Annotated in this window: 13 protein-coding genes; 6 read left to right on the forward strand and 7 right to left on the reverse strand. The window is 65.7% G+C overall.

Translation table 11 applies throughout. The features are described from left to right. Window positions 1–136: 136 nt before the first annotated feature. Together ACIGJE_RS10500 and ACIGJE_RS10505 are read right to left on the reverse strand one after the other, a co-directional pair. Window positions 137–2530: a glucan 1,4-alpha-glucosidase gene (locus ACIGJE_RS10500; protein ID WP_483680011.1), complete on the reverse strand. Its 2394-nt coding sequence runs from the start codon at window positions 2528–2530 to the stop codon at window positions 137–139. Next, complete coding sequence (locus tag ACIGJE_RS10505) at window positions 2527–3396, reverse strand: ROK family protein (RefSeq protein WP_483680013.1); 870 nt, start codon at window positions 3394–3396, stop codon at window positions 2527–2529. The genes ACIGJE_RS10500 and ACIGJE_RS10505 overlap by 4 nt, the downstream gene beginning before the upstream one ends. Before the next feature lie 335 nt (window positions 3397–3731). Here ACIGJE_RS10505 and ACIGJE_RS10510 point away from each other — a divergent pair, with 335 nt between their 5' ends. Beyond that, entirely contained in the window at window positions 3732–3896 is a 165-nt protein-coding gene (locus tag ACIGJE_RS10510) for a DUF1127 domain-containing protein (protein ID WP_082979645.1), read from the forward strand. Between the two features lie 221 nt (window positions 3897–4117). Here the strand turns inward: ACIGJE_RS10510 and ACIGJE_RS10515 are convergent, their stop codons facing one another. Further along, window positions 4118–4321 carry a hypothetical protein gene (locus tag ACIGJE_RS10515; RefSeq protein ID WP_311933730.1) on the reverse strand — a complete coding sequence of 68 codons (204 nt, stop codon included), beginning with the start codon at window positions 4319–4321 and terminating at the stop codon, window positions 4118–4120. Further along, a complete protein-coding gene (locus ACIGJE_RS10520; protein ID WP_311933729.1) occupies window positions 4318–5034 on the reverse strand; it encodes an aldolase in 717 nt (238 codons plus the stop codon). Before ACIGJE_RS10520 ends, ACIGJE_RS10515 begins: the two co-directional genes overlap by 4 nt. Before the next feature lie 185 nt (window positions 5035–5219). Here ACIGJE_RS10520 and ACIGJE_RS10525 point away from each other — a divergent pair, with 185 nt between their 5' ends. From ACIGJE_RS10525 to ACIGJE_RS10535, 3 genes are all read left to right on the forward strand, one after another. Then, on the forward strand, window positions 5220–8369 hold the full coding sequence (locus ACIGJE_RS10525; protein ID WP_415083443.1) for a hypothetical protein: 3150 nt from the start codon (window positions 5220–5222) through the stop codon (window positions 8367–8369). Further along, window positions 8366–10036, forward strand: coding sequence for an SWIM zinc finger family protein (locus ACIGJE_RS10530; RefSeq protein ID WP_415083441.1), 1671 nt, complete (start codon window positions 8366–8368; stop codon window positions 10034–10036). The genes ACIGJE_RS10525 and ACIGJE_RS10530 overlap by 4 nt, the downstream gene beginning before the upstream one ends. Before the next feature lie 409 nt (window positions 10037–10445). Further along, window positions 10446–12296: a reverse transcriptase family protein gene (locus ACIGJE_RS10535; RefSeq protein WP_415083439.1), complete on the forward strand. Its 1851-nt coding sequence runs from the start codon at window positions 10446–10448 to the stop codon at window positions 12294–12296. 222 nt (window positions 12297–12518) lie between these two features. On the opposite strand, the gene mbfA is transcribed toward ACIGJE_RS10535, so the two are convergent. The 3 genes from mbfA to ACIGJE_RS10550 form a co-directional block, all read right to left on the reverse strand. Continuing rightward, a complete protein-coding gene (mbfA, locus tag ACIGJE_RS10540) occupies window positions 12519–13472 on the reverse strand; it encodes an iron exporter MbfA (RefSeq protein WP_415083437.1) in 954 nt (317 codons plus the stop codon). A 75-nt stretch (window positions 13473–13547) separates the two neighbouring features. Beyond that, window positions 13548–14123: a Yip1 family protein gene (locus ACIGJE_RS10545; protein WP_483680017.1), complete on the reverse strand. Its 576-nt coding sequence runs from the start codon at window positions 14121–14123 to the stop codon at window positions 13548–13550. Window positions 14124–14204: 81 nt separating this feature from the next. Beyond that, window positions 14205–15368: a dihydrodipicolinate synthase family protein gene (locus tag ACIGJE_RS10550; protein WP_311933720.1), complete on the reverse strand. Its 1164-nt coding sequence runs from the start codon at window positions 15366–15368 to the stop codon at window positions 14205–14207. Window positions 15369–15702: 334 nt separating this feature from the next. On the opposite strand from ACIGJE_RS10550, the gene ACIGJE_RS10555 reads away from it, so the two are divergent. After that, entirely contained in the window at window positions 15703–16761 is a 1059-nt protein-coding gene (locus tag ACIGJE_RS10555) for a LacI family DNA-binding transcriptional regulator (RefSeq protein WP_311933718.1), read from the forward strand. Then, complete coding sequence (locus tag ACIGJE_RS10560; RefSeq protein ID WP_367624196.1) at window positions 16761–17804, forward strand: Gfo/Idh/MocA family protein; 1044 nt, start codon at window positions 16761–16763, stop codon at window positions 17802–17804. Before ACIGJE_RS10555 ends, ACIGJE_RS10560 begins: the two co-directional genes overlap by 1 nt. The last annotated feature ends 4 nt before the right edge of the window (window positions 17805–17808 follow it).

Consider the following 17808-nt stretch of genomic DNA (forward strand, 5'->3'; position numbering starts at 1 on the left):
GGGCGAGATGGGATGCTTGCGCTATGAAATGCGCGGCCAAAGTCCCCTCGCCCCGCCCGCGGGGAGAGGGTGCGGGTGAGGGGCACCGCGACCTTAGCCGAGAAGTCGCGGAAACAGCCGTGGAGAACGCACTTTCTCATCCCACCGTGACCCGATAATCCGCCTCCAGCCAGGGGCCGCCGATCGGGGCGAGGCGGAAGCGGATCTCGCTGCCGGCGGACAGGGCCGAGGTCGGCAGGTCGAGGACGTGGAGGGACAGGCCCGCGTCATGGGTTCGGCCCTCGTCGTGGCTCGCCCATCCGTCACAGCTCCAGCGAAGGGCGGAGAGGTCGGTGAGCTCGATGCGCAGGATCTGGCCGGGGGCGATGGTGTGGCGCTGGTGGTTGAGCCGCCAGAAACGGCGGTTGCTGACGATCTTGCGTTTGAGATAGCGTTCGACCGTCTGGGGCGGGGTGTCGAACACCGCCCCGTCGCGCAGCGAGCGAAGCAGCTTGATATGCTCGCCATGGGCCCAGACCAGCGGCATGGCGCTGCCGGTCGGCTTGCCGAGGAAGAGTTCGTGCTCCGGCCGGTCCGGGCCGTCCCAGATCTGTTCGGGCAACTGGCCGCCAGGCCCTGCCGACGCTTCGAGCGCGGCCAGCAGGCGCCGGGCTTCCTCCGGCCTGCCCGCGGCGAGCTCATAATGCGCCCGTTCGCCAGTCAGCAGGGGCCAGAGGCGGCCCACGCCAGTGCCGTCGAAGGCCGAACCGTCCTCGTGCTCGCCATAGCCGTCATTGTTGTAGCGATACCAGCAGGGGCCGCTGGGCAGGTCTCTTTTCAGGAGATGGTCGATCGCCTTCACGGTCGCCACCATGCGCGGGTCGTCGGCGGCCCTGAGGCCAAAGCGCACCAAAGCGAGGGCATCGGGACTGAGCAGCATCTTGGCGCTGAGCACGGCTTCCTGGGCGGAGCGGTTCTTGATGGCGACGGTGCCGCCGAGGCCCGGGCCATCCTCGCTGTCGCCGGGGCCGATGCGGACATAATAGCCGGGAATGCCGAGCGTGCGCGCCAGGTCGGTATCGCTGGCGAAGGTCCAGGCATCGATCTCGGCATGCCATTCATCCGCCGTCTCGCGCAGCAGCGTGGCGGCATCCGGGCGATCCGCTGCGTCCATGGCGTCGGCGGCGGCGAGGAGGGCTGATATCTCGACAGCAAGCGTGAAGGGTGAATAGCCGGCGTCCTCTTCCCAGCGGTCCTCGTCGGTGACGGGGCCGTTGCGCAGCACGAAGCTCGCCGCGCGCTCCACCATCGGCAGGAAGCGACGGGCCTCCGCCGCATCCAGGCTGCCGGCACGCACCAGCATGTCGAAGAGCAGGATGGGAAAGGCCGTCTCGTCCATCTGGATGCCGTCCCAATAGGGATGGCCGTCGATCCAGTTGTTCTGGGCCCAATGGCCGTCGCCCTCCTGGATGGCGGCGAGATAGTCGAGGATGCCGCGCGCGTCGGCCGGGCTGCCGGCCGCCAGGAAGCCGCCGGCGGTCTCGACCAGGTCGCGCGGCCAGACCAGGTGATAGCCGCCAAGGTCGTTATCGCCCTTGTTGTAGCCCCAGGGCGTCGACAGGCTGGCGATGGCGCCGCCCGTGAAGGCGCCGGTGCGATGGGCGGCGAGCACGGCGGTGCTGGTGCGGTAGCTGGTGCCCCGAGCGGGGCTGACATGGTCGAGATCCTCAAGCCCGGCCTGCCAGCCCTGCCAGATCGCGCGCACGCGCCGGCGTGCGGGCTCGAGCCCCTGCTGCAGGCTGGCGATGGCGTTGAGGGCCGCTTCCTCCGGTCGCAGGCCGAGGCCGAGTGTGAGCAGCACGCGGCCCTGGCTGCCGCGAAGGTCGAGCGTGCCGCTCAGCGCGACATTGCCGTCTTCGGCGCGAAGCCAGTCGGAATTCACGCCTTCGCCGCGTTTGAGAGTCTGCCAGCCATCGGAAAAACCGACATAGCCGGCCGAGCGGGCCTGCCAGGGAACCGAGGCGGCGAGGGCGAGCGAATAGCCATAGCTGCCGCTGGCCATCAGCAGCCCATGCCCCTTGTAGTCGTCGACCCAGGCGGTGTTGCGGCTGCCCTGGTTGACCAGATGCGGCGATAGCAGCACGTGCAGGCCGTAATCCTCGGCCTCGCCCTTCAGGGCTTCGAAGCGGATGTCCTGCAGCAGGCTGTCGCGGAAGGGGTCGGCCAGGATGGTCTTGCGGATGCGGTAGCGCCCGTCCTGCGCCGTGTTGACGAGTTCGAAGACGGGGGTGCCGTCGCTCTCCATGCGGATATCGCCGTCGGCGTCGCGCTTTTCTTCGGAAAAATAGTCCGCGGCCGTGACGAGGAGGCCGCAATCCCTGATGCAGGCAAGGTCGATGCGCGGATAATAGATCTCGTTGAGGATGCCATGGCTGAGGGCAAACCAGACCCGGCTCGACGCGGAACCGGCGGTGCCGATGCCGCTCTTGGCCGCCGAGGTCCAGCGCGGCTCGACGCCAGGGGCTCCGGGAGGTGGGGCAGTCTCGCTCATGCCTTGGTCTTCTTGCCGACGGGAGTGGCCTTGTCGGCTATCTTGGCTTTGCGGGGGGACTTGGCCGTGGCGGGGGGCTTGGCCGCGGGCGCCTTGGCCTTGGGCGATGTCCTGGTCCTGGAAGACGGTTCGGGCGCTTCCTCGGATTCGTGGAAATTCTTCAGGCGCCACAGGGCAGCACCGCCGTCGAGGCCGGCATCATTGGAGCCGAGCGTGACATTGGCCGGCAGCGCGAGCTTCACATGCTTGGTGTTGCCGCCGCCGAGATAGAGGTGGTCATAGTGGAACAGCACGAAGAGCACGTCGATGACGTGCCTCAGCCGCTTGTTCCAGCGCTTGTTGCCGATCTTCTCCCGTGCCGCCTCGCCGATATAGTCGTCATAGGTCTTGGTGCGGGTGATGGGGTGGTGAGCCAGTTCCATATGCGGCATCAGCTCGCCGTCGCGGAACACGGCCGTGCCGGCGCCTGTACCCAGGGTCAAGGCAAGCTCGATACCCTTGCCTTTGATCAGGCCGAGGCCCTGGACCTCCGCATCGTTGATCAGCCGTATCGGCTTGTTGCCGAGTTGGGCGGCGAGCTTCTGCCCGAGTGGAAAGCCGTCCCAGCCTTCGGGTGCGAGGTGCGGCGCGGTGAGGATGCGGCCATGTCGCACCAGGCCGGGAAAGCCCACCGAGATGCGGCCATAGGCCGAAAGGGGCGCGACCAACTCGGCCAGTGTCTCGACCAGCAGATCGGGTGGGCAGGGATGGGGCGTAGGCAACCGCACCCGCTCTCCCTGCATCTGCCCGCTCGGATTGACGATCGCCGCCTTGAGGCCGGTGCCTCCAATGTCGATGGCGAGGATGTCGGATGTCTCCTTGGCCACGGGCAGGCTCCCTGATTGACGGCGACCCCAGCCCAACCGGGCTTTCGTCGATGGAAAGGCGCAATTGTGGCTGGCTTGTGTTGCCGGCTTTATTTTGGTGGTGATCCTATCAGCTTGGTTACCCCTGCGGCAATTCGGAGGCGGAATCCGCCTCGGATCGGGCTGGGGGCATTCGATTGAGGCAGAATGTTGCCCCATTGCTAAGCGCTATGCACAAAATCCATGCAGCCGCCGCATACCGGGCATACGCGCCGGTCTGTGCGATTTTTTACCGTGCGGTGCAAAAGAGGAGTATATGCACTGCAACAAATCAATCTCTCTGGAAAGTAAGTGTCATGGTTCTCTTCGGTTTTGTTTCTTCGATCGCTTCTCGTTTCACGGCCTATCGCAATTATCGCCGTACCCTTCAGGCTCTTTCGGCTCTTGATGACCGCGAGCTTGCTGATCTCGGCATTTTCCGTGGCCGTATCGAGGAAATTGCTCGCGGCGCCGCTCGCTAATCGAGCTTAGCGTCCGTTACGGAATGCGAAGCCGCCGGGATGGTTCCCGGCGGCTTTTTCTTTGATTATTGCTCGAGCCGATTCCCTGAAGAAGAGCAGGACAGTCCATGCTGCACCTGCGAAGGGCGGCAGTGACTACATCATCGGCCGTGCAGGGCGCGTCCGCCGGTCATCCACGCTCAGCGCATAGCTCATGCGATGCGCAAACGGCCTTGGGAGCTCTATTGGCGTTCGAACCAGGCCAAGGCCGGCTCGGCCTCGGTGAACTTGGCTTCCTCGTCCAGCTTTATCCGCTCGCCACCCTTCTGTTCGAAGAGCCGGCCGCGATAGAAGGTCGCCACGCCACCCTCGGGCAGCGGCTTGTCGAGCTTCCACAATTCTGCCCTGGCGTTCTGGCGGATCCGGACCCAGCGCAGGGTGGTCATAGGCCGTCGATCCGCATCAGCGCGTCGAAATGCAGCTTGGCCTGGTGATCGAGCACGGTCATCCATTCGCGCGCGGTGCTCTCGATGACCTGTTGGGGAATGAGCTTGAGTGGCCGGCCGGTCGACATGGCCAGCACCTGCTGCCGGCAGGCCCGGTCGAGATAATAGAGATCGTCGAAGGCCGTTGCGACGGACGGACCGCCGACGATGACGCCATGATGGGCCAGGAAGACGATGTCGGCCTTCTGGTCAGACTTGGCGGAGCTGGCGATGCGCTCGCCTTCCTTCTCGCCCGAGGCAAAGCCCCCGAATTCGTCGTTATAGGCGGTACGGCCGTAGAAGCGGGCCGCCGTCTGGTGCGCCATTTCGAGCCGGCCCCCCTCGATCATGGTGAGGCTGGTGGCCCAGGGCATATGGGTGTGCAGCAGGCAAAGATGGCGCGGATTGGCGCGATGCCCGGCAATATGGATGTTGCGGGCCGTCGCCTCCAGTTCGCCTTCGCCCTCCAGGATCTGCCCTTGCCCATCGACGAGGAGAAGGTCGGCCGGGCGCATCTCCGACCAGTGAACCCCATAAGGATTGAAGAGATACCGCTCTTCGGCGCCGGGGACCTGCACCGAGAAATGGTTGCAGATGCCCTCGTTGAAGTCGAACTTCGCGGCAAGGCGGAAGGCGGCCGCGAGTTCGCGGCGATAGACGTCGATATCAGGCATTGCATTTGTCCGATCACGGGATGGAAAGCTCCCTTATCCCGTGCCGGCGCGCCGACGGCAACGGCCATGATGCCGCGCTGGCCTGTCAGCGGTGTTTCCTCGGTATCGCCTGATGCATGCAGCCGATTGACGCCGGAGGCGGAACTTGCCACACCTTCATCGAAATATGCATCCATGGGGTGGTAATGAAACTCGTCCGTTCTGTCCGCCTATGGATGAAGGAGGGGACATCAGACAAGATCTACGAGGTGGATCTCGTCGATCTCGAACACGCACAAGTTGAAGAGCGCTATCTCGTCAATTTTCGATATGGCAGGCGTGGAAAGACGCTGCGGGATGGTACGAAGACACCTTCTCCGGTCGTATTGGCGTCGGCAGAAAAGCTTTATGACAGTGTCGTCATTTCAAAGGTGAATGACGGCTATCGCCGCATGGGCGAGGACGTTCCGGCCATTACGGCCTCCCAAACGGCGGGCGAGGTTCCCGTTGGCGGGCGCGATGGCGAGTTGCTCAACCAGCTTGCCTCCTGCCTCCGCTCGCCCTGGCCCGCCAAGGAACGTGATCGCCTGTTCTGGCGCCTCGGCGTCATCCGCCTGAAGGCCGCTTGGCCGCAGCTCGCCGCCATTGCCGAAAAGCTCGGCCCGAGCCAGGCGAGCTACAGCCTGGTGCATGCCTTGGCGCGTTGCGGCGGCGCCGATGCGGCCGGGCTCCTGGCCGGCATCGCCGAGACCAATGTCAGCGCGGTGACGCGAGACTATGCCGCCTATGCCCTTGCCAGCGATCTCCTCGGCCCGGCCCGCCAGCCGCCACGCCTCGTACTGCCCAGGGCCGACAATGCGGCGCAGGCGGCGGCCATCGAGGCGGCGATCGCCGCTGCCAACGGTCCTGCCCTGGTCGAGGTGCTGCTTGCCGCTGCGACGCAGCAGCCTGGCTTCGCCAACCAGTTCCTGATTGCCCTTGCCCATCGCGCGCTTGTCGACGGCACGGCCCGCAAGGCCCTGCTGGCGGGGCTCGCCGTCGTTTCTGCCCGGCCTCCCTTCGTGCAGGTGCTGCGGCGCTTGTTCAAATATGCCGATCTCACCGATGATGGTCCGCTCTTTGCGGCAACGGCCCGCCAGTTCGAGTTGGCCACGCCGATGTATCGCTACGCCTATCGCGGCCAGGTCTGGCTCCCGGGCCAGCGCAAGCCCGTGAAGCTCAGCGAGGAGCAGGCCAGCGTCACGCCGCGCGTCGCACTGTCGGAGCAGACGCTGCTTTACTTCAAGCGCCGGGCCTGGCGCAGCCTGCGCAAGCGCGGCGAACTCGGTCAGGATGCCTTCACGGCGATGGCGTGCGACCTGTTGCTGGCCTTCGGCGACGCCGATGGCGAGAAGGCCTATGAGCAGCAATATTTCGTGCAGGTCGATGGGCGGTATCAGCGGCGCACGCTCTACCATCCCGCGCTGCGGCGGATCTGGAGCCTTGGCCAGCTGCTTCATCGCAACCAGCCCGGTGTGCGCTTCCGTCCGAACAGGTTGAGTTTCTCGGTTGCCGACGAAGCGGGCGCGGATGGGCGCGGGGAGGCGTTTCCGGCCTTGTGGGACGCCCAGCCGCAACGCCTGCTGCGGGTAGCCGCAGGGGCACGCTACCAGGCCGCGGCGCTCTTTGCCGTGCAGGCCCTGCGGGAGGGGCCTGCACGATCGGTGGCGATGGATGCTGCCGCGATCCCGGATCTGTTGACCTCGCCCTATGCCGAGGTGCTTGGCCTGGCGGTGTCGCTTGCCCGCCGCCTGATCGACGAGGGCAAGGCTGATGCCACCCTGATCGCGGCCCTGATGCAGGCCGACGTCACCGAGGCCCACATGTTGGCGATCCGGGCGATCGGCGGGCGTCCCGAATGGCCCTGGTCCGAACCGGCTTTGGCATTGGCGGCCCTGCTCACCCCGCAGGCACGCATGCAGCAGGAGACCCGCGATTGGCTGGAACAGCGCCCGCCGAGCCGGCAGCAGCGGGTCCGCCTGACCGAGGATTTCGCAGCCTGGCTCGGGGCCCTGCCGGCCGAACCGGACGAGCGCCAGCTTGCCGGCCTGCGCTTTGCCCTGTCCCTGCTGCCCGTTCTGTGGCCCGCCCATGATTGCCCGCTGCCCCCGGCCGCCGTCGAGGCACTGACGGGCCACAAGGCCGGCGTGGTGCAGGGGGCTGCGATCGAACTGCTTGCCGTCACGCCGATTCGCCCCGGCGAGCTGCCGCGCCCCTTCTGGGAGGCCGTCCTCACAGCCGAATCACTGCCGGTGCGGTCCGCCTCGATGCGCCTGCTCGCGCGGCTCGACGACACCGAGCTCGCAGCGCAGGGCCAGACCATCCTGGCGGCCGCCACCGGCGCCCATGCGGATCTGCGCGCCGCGGCCCGCCCGCTGATAACCCGGCTCGCTGCGCATGATCCCGGCTTTGCCGAAGCCCTCAGGGACAGGCTGATCGATAGCCTGTTCCGCGCCGAACCCTCCGACGGGCATGCGGCCGATATGGTCGAGCTTTTTGCCGCGAGCCTGCCCGGTTTTCTCGCCGGCTTGGACATGTCGACGCTCTGGCGCCTGTTGCAGGCGCGAGCAAAAGGCGCGCGGCTGCTTGGTGCTCGGGCGCTCGGGCAAACCGACGCTTCGCGCTTTTCCATCAAGCAGCTGGCCCGGCTCGGCAATCATCCCTTCGCGGCGGTACGGGCCTTTGCTCTTAACGCCTTCGAGGCTGACCAGGCCCGCTTCCTGGCCGCCCCTGAAGATGCGGTGCTGCTGGTCGAAAGCGAGTGGGAAGACATTCGCGTACCCGCAACGCGGCAATTGCTGAACTGGCCGGATGGCGCCTTGCCGGCCGCGGCGCTGGCGGTGATGGCCGACTCCACCTCACCGGCCGTGCAGGAGAGTGCGCGCCAATTGCTGCGCCGAAGCCTGGATTCGGGCGATGCCGGCATGGTGCTCGCGCGTGTGCTCGAACACGCCTCCGGCAGCTTCCATCTCTTCGTCACCGAACTGATCACCGGACAGAGCCTTGCGGATCCGACAATGTTCGCGACCTTCCTGACGCAGGCCCGCATCATCCTGATGCAGGTCAATCGTGGCCGGATCGCCAAGGACCGCGTGTTCGCCGCGCTCCGGCGCGAGGCGCTCGGCAGCCAGGACAGGGCGCAGGCGATCTGGCGCCTCCTGCATGATGTAACTCTCAGCTCCGTTGCCAAGGACCGGGCGCCGGCACTGGCCATCCTCACTGACATCGCTCGCCGGTGGCCGGAAATCGCCTTGCCTGTCCGGGTGGCACCGGCCCGCCAGGCGATGCGTACCGCCTCGCAGGAGAGTGCGGCATGAATTTCGTCTATCGTTTTCTCGGCGAAAGCCGCGCGAGCACGGATGCGGCGGCGTCCACTTTCGGCTTCGCGCCCGACACGCTGCGCCAGCCGACCTTCTTCACCGGGAAGGTCGCGCGGCACCTCGCCTTTCGCGAGGCGATCTCCGCGCTGCACCATGTCGTGGTCTCGGATCTCCGGTTCAAGCCGCGCGATCGTACCGCCTATTTCGAATGGCTGAAGCAGAACGAGGCAGCGTTGCTGGCCGAGGCGGCCGCCCGCCGCGAGGAACTCAAACCGCGCATCGAGACGCTGCGCCAGCGCATACGCACGCTCGATGACGAGAGCCAGCGCCTGATGAAACCGTTCTTCACGGCGCGGCAGGCCTATTTCAACTATCTCTACAAGCAAAATCGCGATGCCTGGATCGTGCTCGATCCGGTCATCACCGTGCATCCGGACGAGATCTTCTTCGAGTGCTTCAGCCTGGACGAATCGAGCTATGGGCGCCTGTCCTGCGATCATGACGTGTTCGAGCAGCTCGGCGAGATGGCGTTCGGCACCACCAATATCGACTACAGCCATGCGCTCTATGACGAATTCCAGAAGATCCGTACCTATCGCGACACCACGCTGAGCATCGACCCATCCGGCTTCGAAGTGCAGACCGCCGACGACAACGCCTTTCGCGAAGAAAAGATTGATCTGCCCGACAGCTGGGTGCGCGGCTTCCTGCAGGTCTCGAGTGCCATGACCCTGCCGGCTCATGTCTTCGACCTCCATCCGATGGATCTCGCCAATATCCTGGGCACCCTTGCCCGCAGGAAGGAGCGTGTCGGTCCGCGCTCGCTGCGTTTCCTGCTCAAGCCCGACGCGCCGGTCGAGGTCGTGGTCGAGCCCTGGGGCGAACGCCTCACCTTCCGGCGCTCGATCTATCGGGGGCGGGAAGGGGGCGAGATCCGGATCTGGGGCCGGCGCCGTCTTGCCATCCTGGAAAGGGCGCTGCCGCTTGCCCGCAGTGTGCGCGTGCATCTCACCGGCACGGGGCTTCCTTCCTTCTTCGTGGTCGATTTCGGCGGCATCCGCTTCACACTCGGCCTTTCCGGCTGGACGGCCAATGACTGGTCCTCGGCCGGCCAGTTCGACCTGCTGGCTCCCCGTCACAAGGTGGATGCCGATACGGCCCAGCGCGTATTCGCCGCACTCGGGGACCGGCATGCCGCACCGGCGCGGGACCTCGCCCGGGATCTCGGCCTGGAGGAAAGCATGGTGCAGGCCGCTCTCACCGCCTATACCCAGGCAGGGCGGGTGATGTTCGACCTCGACAAGGGCATCTATCGCCGGCGCGAGCTCACGCGCGAGCCCCTGGCGCCGTCGCAGCTGCGTTTCGCCAGCGAGCAGGAGGCCAGCGCTGACCGCCTGGTCGAGGCCAACCTCGTCACCATCGCCGGCGTCGACCGCAATCAGGGCCGGCGCATCGTCACCGGCACGGTGCTCGACAATGCCCGCAAGGAAAGCGTCGCGCTCACGATCGATGCGGACGACCGCTTGGTCGAGGCACGCTGCAGCTGTCACTTCTACGGACACAACAAGATGATGCGCGGGCCTTGCGAGCACATGCTGGCGCTCAGGCGCATCTTCCATGCCGAGGTCGAGAGCGTGGCGCAGGACAAGGGAGATGCGGCATGAGGCTTCCCTTGTTTACCGAAGCGTCGCCAGGGCCGGTGTGCCGGCACGTTGGGACTTTCTCACCTGTGTTCCGCCGGGAACAGCACCTTGGCTTGAAATCGGTGAGCGGATGCGCTTACCTCACTTATCGGAAGGGCGCGGGCCGGTCAGGACCTTGCAACCCGGGCGGCGTATCGCCGTCCTTGCAACATGACCGTGCACGCATCACTGGCCCAATCTTCACTGGGCGGGGACTGCCTACCGGTGCGCTATTGCAGATTGGGTTCCTTGAACCCAATAGCGCACCGGTAGGCGTCCCCGCTTCGAGTGGATTGATCCAGTCCTTGGACGAGACGAAGGCAGTCCGGCCTGCGCCCCTTCCGGTTCCCCATGGCGATGCCTTCCTTCGTCCCCAATGGCGGGAGGCGGCATGAACCAGAGTGTCGCACCGGGAACCCTGACCCGGCAGGAACTCTATGACCGCATCCGCGAATCCTCCAAGGACGAGGTCATTCTCGAAGAGATGATCCGACTCGGCTTCTGGCCGGATGGCACGGCTGCACCGAGCCCGGCCGCCGCGGCGATCCGCGAGCGCGGCGAGGCCATGCGCGAGCTCGGCGAGCTTCAGCGCCAGAATGCCCTGTGGAGCGATCCGGAGCGGGCGATCAAGGAGATGCACAAGCGCCGCAAGGCCGAGGCCCTGGCGCGGCGGACCGAGACCAGGCGGCGCCATGCCCAGGCGCGCCAGGACCGGGCCGAGGCCTGGCACATCAGGCGCCAGCGCGAGGTGCTTTATCTGGGGGAGGGCGTGTCCGCCGGGCTGGGCGCCACGAAGGCCGAGAAGCCTCGATTGCCCGGCCTGCCTGAAATCGCCGATGCCAAGGTACTGGCCGACCGGATCGGCATTTCTCTCGGCGAATTGCGCTTCCTCACCTTCAACCGCGCCGTATCGAGCGTCAGCCATTATCAGCGCTTCCGCATTCCCAAGAAAACGGGTGGAGAGCGCCTGATCTCGGCGCCGATGCCACGCTTGAAGCGGGCGCAATACTGGGTGCTCGACAACATCCTCGCCAAGGCTGGCCTGCATGAGGCGGCGCATGGCTTCGTGCCCGGGCGCTCGATCCTGACCAATGCGCGCAATCATGTCGGCAAGGACGTGGTCGTCAATCTCGACCTCAAGGATTTCTTCCCGAGCCTGACCTATGGGCGCGTGAAAGGACTGTTCGAGGCGCTGGGCTATAGCGAGGCTGCCGCGATTCCGCTCGCCTTGCTCTGCACCGAGCCCAAGGTCGACGAGGTGGAACTGGACGGCGAACGCCATTTCGTCGTTGACGGGCCCAGGCTGCTGCCGCAGGGCGCGCCGACCAGCCCCGCCATTACCAACCTCGTCTGCCGGCGGCTCGACCGGCGGCTGGAGGGGCTCGCCCGGACACTCGGCTATACCTATAGCCGTTATGCCGACGACCTCACTTTCTCGGCGTCCGGTGAAGCGGCGAGGAAGATCGGGACCTTGCTGAAGGCGGTGCAGGGGATCGTCGTCGGTGAGGGTTTCATCATTCATCCCGACAAGACCCGCGTCATGCGCCGCTCGGGGCATCAGGAGGTCACGGGCCTCACGGTCAATGAACGGGTCGCCGTGCCCCGTCCCCTCCTGCGTCGCTATCGCGCGGTGCTGCAGCAGGTGGAAAGATACGGGCCGGCTGGCCGCCATTTCGGCCCGGGCAAGGACGTGGTGCGCTCCTTGCTCGGCTTTGGCCAGTTCGCGGCCATGGTGGATCCGCAACAGGGAGCCGGTTTGCTGGAACGTGCCCGCCGTCTTGCTGCGGCGCATGCTGCGCCAGCTGAGAGGCCGAAGCAGCCAGGCGGTGCGGCGGCTTTCCGCGCCGCCGCTGCGGCCGGGCGGGCGCCTGCGGGCAATCATTGGCTGCCGGCGGAAAGGCCGGCGCCGGCTCTCGATCCCGTGCTGGCGGCTCTCGCGCGCGAAGAGGCCAAAAAGGCCGAACAGGCGCAGCGGAAGGCGGAGGCCGCTCGGCAGGCCGTGGCACAAAGTGCCTTGCGCCGCGCCACCTCCGAAACTTCGCCGTCGCCGGCAAGCCAGGCGACGGGACAGGCACAGGGGGCTTCAGGCCCACGGGCCGGCAGGAAGCTGCGCTTTACGCCCAAGCGCCTGCTCGTGATCGCCGCGATCCTGATCTTCCCCCTGCTCATCCCGGGGATCGGCCCATTCGTCAGCGGCCTCCTGCTCTATCTCTATCTGCGCTGGATGTGGAAACAGGGGTGAGGGTATCTGCGGGGGCGCTTGAGAAATAAGTGCTCGGATCGCACTGTCATCCCCGGCGGAGCCGCTCGCGAGTGAAGCGAGAGAGGGCGAGGGTATCGTCACAAGCTGCGCTTGTGACTGGAATCCAGGGGCCACAAATTGCCCCTATCGGCTCCTGGATCCCCTTGCCTCGGCCTACGGCCTCGCCGGGGATGACAGCACACTTGTTTCTAAGCGCGCCCCTCACTGGCTGCCGATCAGGATGCCGGTGAGCAGCACCAGGATGCCACCGAGGACGACCTGCACGATCGCCGAGGTAAAGGGCGTGGCCATGAAGCGGGTGCGGATCCAGGCGATGGCGATGAGTTCCAAGACGACCACGCAGCCGGCGACGCCGGTTGCCACCCAGAAATCGGGGATGAGATAGGGCAGGGTATGGCCGAGGCCGCCCACCGTGGTCATCACGCCGCAGGCAGCGCCGCGTACCCAGGGGTGGCCGCGCCCGGTGATCTCGCCATCGTCCGACAGGGCTTCGGTCAGTCCCATGCTGATGCCGGCGCCGATCGAGGCGGCGAGGCCGACCAGGAAGGCGTCCCAGGAGTTCATGGTGGCGAAGGCGGCAGCGAAGATCGGGGCGAGGGTGGAGACTGAGCCGTCGATCAGCCCGGCCAGGGCGGGCTGCACGATCTGCAGCACGAACAGGCGCCGGGAGGTCTCGTCCTCGCTGCGCTTCTGGTCGGCCGGCAGCTTGGATTCCAGCGTCTCGGCCAGGCTTTCGTGGCGCTTTTCCTCTTCGGCAAGATCGGCCAGCAGGGTGCGGATTTCGACGTCATGGGCCCGTTCCGCCGCCTTGGCGTAGAACCGGGCAGCTTCCAGCTCCATGGTCTCGGCCTGCTCGCGCACCGCGTCGATGCGCAGATTGTCGAGCAGCCAGATCGGGTTGCGCTTGAGGAAACCGTTGACGTCCTGGCGGGTGATATAGGGCAGGGTATCGCCGAACTTGGCTGTGTAGGTCTCCAACAGGCGGTGGCGATGGCCATGCTCTTCCTGCGCCATCGCCTCGAAGATCTTGGCGGAGCCTGGAAAATCGGCGCGCAGGCGATTGGCGAATTGCAGATAGATGCGCGCATCCTCCTCCTCGTTGGAGATGGCGAGCGCCAGGACCTCGGCCTCGTTCAGATCGGAAAAACGTTTCATGGCGAACCTAGATTAGAATAATTCTAAATTTAGATCCTTCTATCCCGCCTGCCGGTTCCTGTCGAGCCAAATCCCTCAGCCCGGGAAGAAGGGCGGCGCGAGCAATGCCGCCAATACCGAACCCACCAGAAAGTTGAGAAGCAGGCCGATCAGCACCACCGCGATCGTATAGATCGGTGTCTTCATGGTGGGGATCCGCATCAGCACGGGAGCGCCGGCGAACAGGAGATAGACGCTGTAGAGGCCGACGATGGCGAGCAGTCCCAGGGCCGGAACGATCGTGAAGACGTTGGAGAGCCAGGCCGCCGTCATGCCGTAGGCGGCAAGCTTGAAGGCGCTGAGGAAGTCGGACCTGCCGCCGAAATGGGGAGCCAGCCGATCGATCACGATTGCCATGACATGGAGCATGGCGAGGGTGATCACGTAACGCAGGACGGCCAGAACAAGGCCGCTGACCAGGCCGATGCGGGCGCCGTCGATGCCGATCAGCGAGGTGCCGATGAAGCCGGCAATCGGACCGAGCGCGGCGAGATAGAGGACATAGTCCCGATAGATGCGTTCGACGCTGGTCGCCTCGGCGGCGATAATTCGCCATTCGGCTGACGGCGACAGCAAAAGGTTCCGCGCCCGTGCCAGGATGTCCATGACCATGGTGATGACAACTCCGATCGATCGCCCTTTGCATAGCACGGGGCGCAGCGCCGTCATGGTTCGTCACGGGCGCTTGGGGAGTTATCCAATACCGTTCAGGGCACAGAGCAGCTTCATGCGGTGGGCGGCCTTTTCGGGGTCGACCAGAAGCTGGGCCTTGTCCGCCAGGCGGAAGAGATCGGCGTAATGGACGATGCCGCGGGCGGACTCGGCGCCTCCGACCATGCGGAAATGCGACTGGAAGCCATTGAGCCAGGCCAGGAACACCACGCCGGATTTGTAGAACTGGGTCGGCGCCTCGAACAGGCGGCGGGCCAGGGTCACGGTCGGGTCGAGGATGACGCGATAGCCTTCTTCGTTGCCGGCCGCGAGCCGGTCCATCGCCGCGGCGGCGGCCGGCGCGATCGGGTCGAAGATGCCGAGCAGCCCGTGCGAGAAGCCCTGCAAATCGCCCTGGATCAGTTCGCCATAGTTGAAATCGTCGCCGGTATACATCGCCACGCCCTCCGGCAGCAGCCGGCGCAGGGTGACTTCCTTCTGTGCGTCGAGCAGGGAGATCTTGATGCCGTCGATCTTGCCGGCATGGCTGCGGATCAGTTCCAGCACCGTCTGCATGGCCGGCTCGAACGCCTGCGAGCCCCAATAGCCCGCGAGCGCCGGGTCGAAGGCCTCGCCGAGCCAATGCAGGATCACCTTGTCCCGGGTCTGGCCGATCAGGCGGCCATAGACGGCAAGATAGTCGTCCGGCCCCTTGGCGAGCCGGCAGAGTGCCCGGCTCGCCATCAGGATGATGCGGCCGCCATGCTTTTCAACATGGGCGATCTGTTCTTCATAGGCGCGGATGACATCGTCGAGCGTTTCGGCGGCCTCGGCGGTGAGCTGATCGGTGCCGGCGCCGCAGGCAAGGTCCGCGCCCGGCCGGCTGCGGGCCTCGGCCAACGAGCGTTCGATCAGTTCGGCGGCGGCAGGCCAGTCCAGGCCCTGGCCACGCTGGGAGGTGTCCATGGCTTCGGCGATCTTGAAACCGAGCCCCCATAGATGATGGCGGAAACGCAAGGTCGCCTCCCAGTCGACCGCCGGCCGACGCCAGGGGTCCTCGAGGCGGCGGGGATCGGCCACGACATGGGCGGCCGCATAGAGGGTACGCGGAAAATTGCCGGTATGGACGAGCGGGTAGGGGGAGGACGGCCCGTAGTGATAGGCCTCCAGGCTGCCGTCGACAGTAGGCAATATCAGTGCGCTCATCGGCCTCTCCTCGTTCCTCTCCCATCCGGCTTCTTTGACGCCCGTGCCATTTTTCGTCCGATGCCCGGCGTTTGCGGGGGAATCGGCTGCAAAGCAGCGCCCCGACAAGATCGTCACAGGATGCCGGTGAAAATAGGCCAAGGCGTCGCGCCCTGGGGATAAGCATGTCGATTAGAACGTTCCAAAGTCAAGGATATTTCATGTGGGGGAATATTTATTCTTTTATTTCAATGAGTTCATGGGTACTCGAAAGCGGTATTGACATATTCATAGGAACGTTCCAAAAAAATAGGAGCACCGATCCATTCAAGAGGTCGGCGGAGGGAGCGTGAGGATGAGCGGAGGCAAGCGCGGCGCAGGCCGGGCGACGACGATCATCGATATTGCCAGGGCGGCCGGCGTGTCGAAGTCGACCGTTTCGCTGGTGCTCAAGGATTCCCCCCTCGTCAAATCGGCCACGCGCGAGAGCGTCATGCGGGCCATCGACCAGCTCGGTTATGTCTACAACCGCTCGGCCGCGAGCCTGCGCACCGCCCGCTCCAGCTTCGTGGGCATGGTGATCTCGGATCTCATGAACCCCTTCTTCACCGAACTCGCCGTCGGCATCGAGGATGGGCTGCACAATATGGGCTTCGTGCCCATCCTGGCCAACACCAACGAGGATGTCGAGCGGCAGACCCGGGTGCTGCAATCCCTGCGCGAGCACGGCGTCGCCGGCATCATCATGAGCCCGGCCCGCGGCACGGATGTCTGGTCGCTGGCCGAGACGCTGCCGCGTTCCCTGCCGATGGTGCTGACCATGCGCCGGGTCGAGGGCAGCAGCCTGCCCTATATTGGCCCCGACAACCGTGCCGGCGCCCGCGAGGCCGTCAGCCATCTCATCAAGCTCGGCCACCGCTCCATTGCCTTTCTCGGCGGCTTCGGCAGCATGACCACCCAGAAGGAGCGCATTTCCGGCTATCGGGACGCGCTGATCGCAGCTGGGCTGCCGCTCACCGACGAACTGATCTGCGAGGCCATGCCGACACGGGCCGGCGGTGCCGAAGCCATCGCGGCGGCCTTGGCGAGCCCCCACAGGCCGACGGCAGCCTTCTGCTACAACGACATCGTGGCGATGGGGGCGACCCGCGCCCTCGGCCTGCGCGGCATCCGCGTCGGCGTCGATTTCGCGGTGATCGGCTTCGACGACATCGTCGAGGCCGAGCACAACGCCCCGCCCCTCACCACCGTCAATGCCGATACCAGGATCATGGGCACGCGCGCGGCCCGCAGCCTGCTTGGCCTGATCGACGGCGCCGATCCGGAAGCGATGTCCTTCATCGGCACGACCCGTCTGGTGGTGCGTGAATCCTGCGGCGCTCATGGACGTACTATCTTGAAGGAGACGGCATAATGGCCCAGCCAGCGTCGGGTAAGAGCGTGGCAGCTTCAAAACGAGGCTTGCGCTGGGGGATCGTCGGCGCCACGACCATCGCCAGGGAATGGATGATCGGGGCCATTCGCGAGACGGGTGGCGAGGTCGTCAGCGTGATGTCTTCCGACGCGGAGCGCGGTAAGGCCTACGCCAAGGCGAACGGCATTCCCCATTCGACCCGCAGCCTTGCGACCCTGCTCGCTAAGGATATCGATGCGGTCTACATCGCCACCACCAACGAAAAGCATAAGGCGCAGACCCTGGCAGCTGCCAAGGCCGGCATTCACGTGCTGTGCGAAAAGCCGTTGGCCCTCAAGCTGTCCGATGCGCACCGGATGGTCGCCGCCTGCAAGGAAGCCGGCGTCGTCATGGCTACCAACCACCATCTGCGCAATGCCGCCGCCTTCCGTGCCATGCGCGATGCCGTCGCCTCCGGCAAGATCGGCAAGCCGCTGTTCGCCCGGGTCTTCCACGCCGTCTACCTGCCGCCGCATCTGCAGGGCTGGCGCATCAAGGATGCCAAGGCCGGCTCGGGCGTGGTGATGGATATCACCGTGCATGATGCCGACACGCTGCGTTTCGTGCTCGGCGAGGAGCCGGTGGCGGCAACGGCCTTCACCCAGCACGGCGGCATGGGCGGCGCCGGCATCGAGGACGGCGTCATGGGCGTGGTGCGCTTCGAGAGCGGGTTGCTGGCACAGTTCCACGACGCCTTCACCACCGCCTATGCCAAGACAGGCTTCGAAGTGCACGGCAGCGAAGGCTCCCTGATCGGCACCGATTGCATGACGCAAAAGCCCGTCGGCGAAGTGGTGCTGCGTAATGCGTCCGGCGAGCACAAGCTGCCCTTCGAGCCGGAAAATCTCTATGTCCGCAGCGTCGCCAATTTCCAGAACGCCGTGCGCGGCAAGGGAACCCCGTCGGCCACGGGGGAGGACGGCATCCGTTCGATGGCCCTGGCTTTGGCCGTGCTGAAATCGGCCAAAACGGGCCGCGAAGTCGCCGTCGAGCCGGGGCTCTGATCCG

This window comes from Labrys sp. E2SS-1L (genome assembly GCF_057073705.1).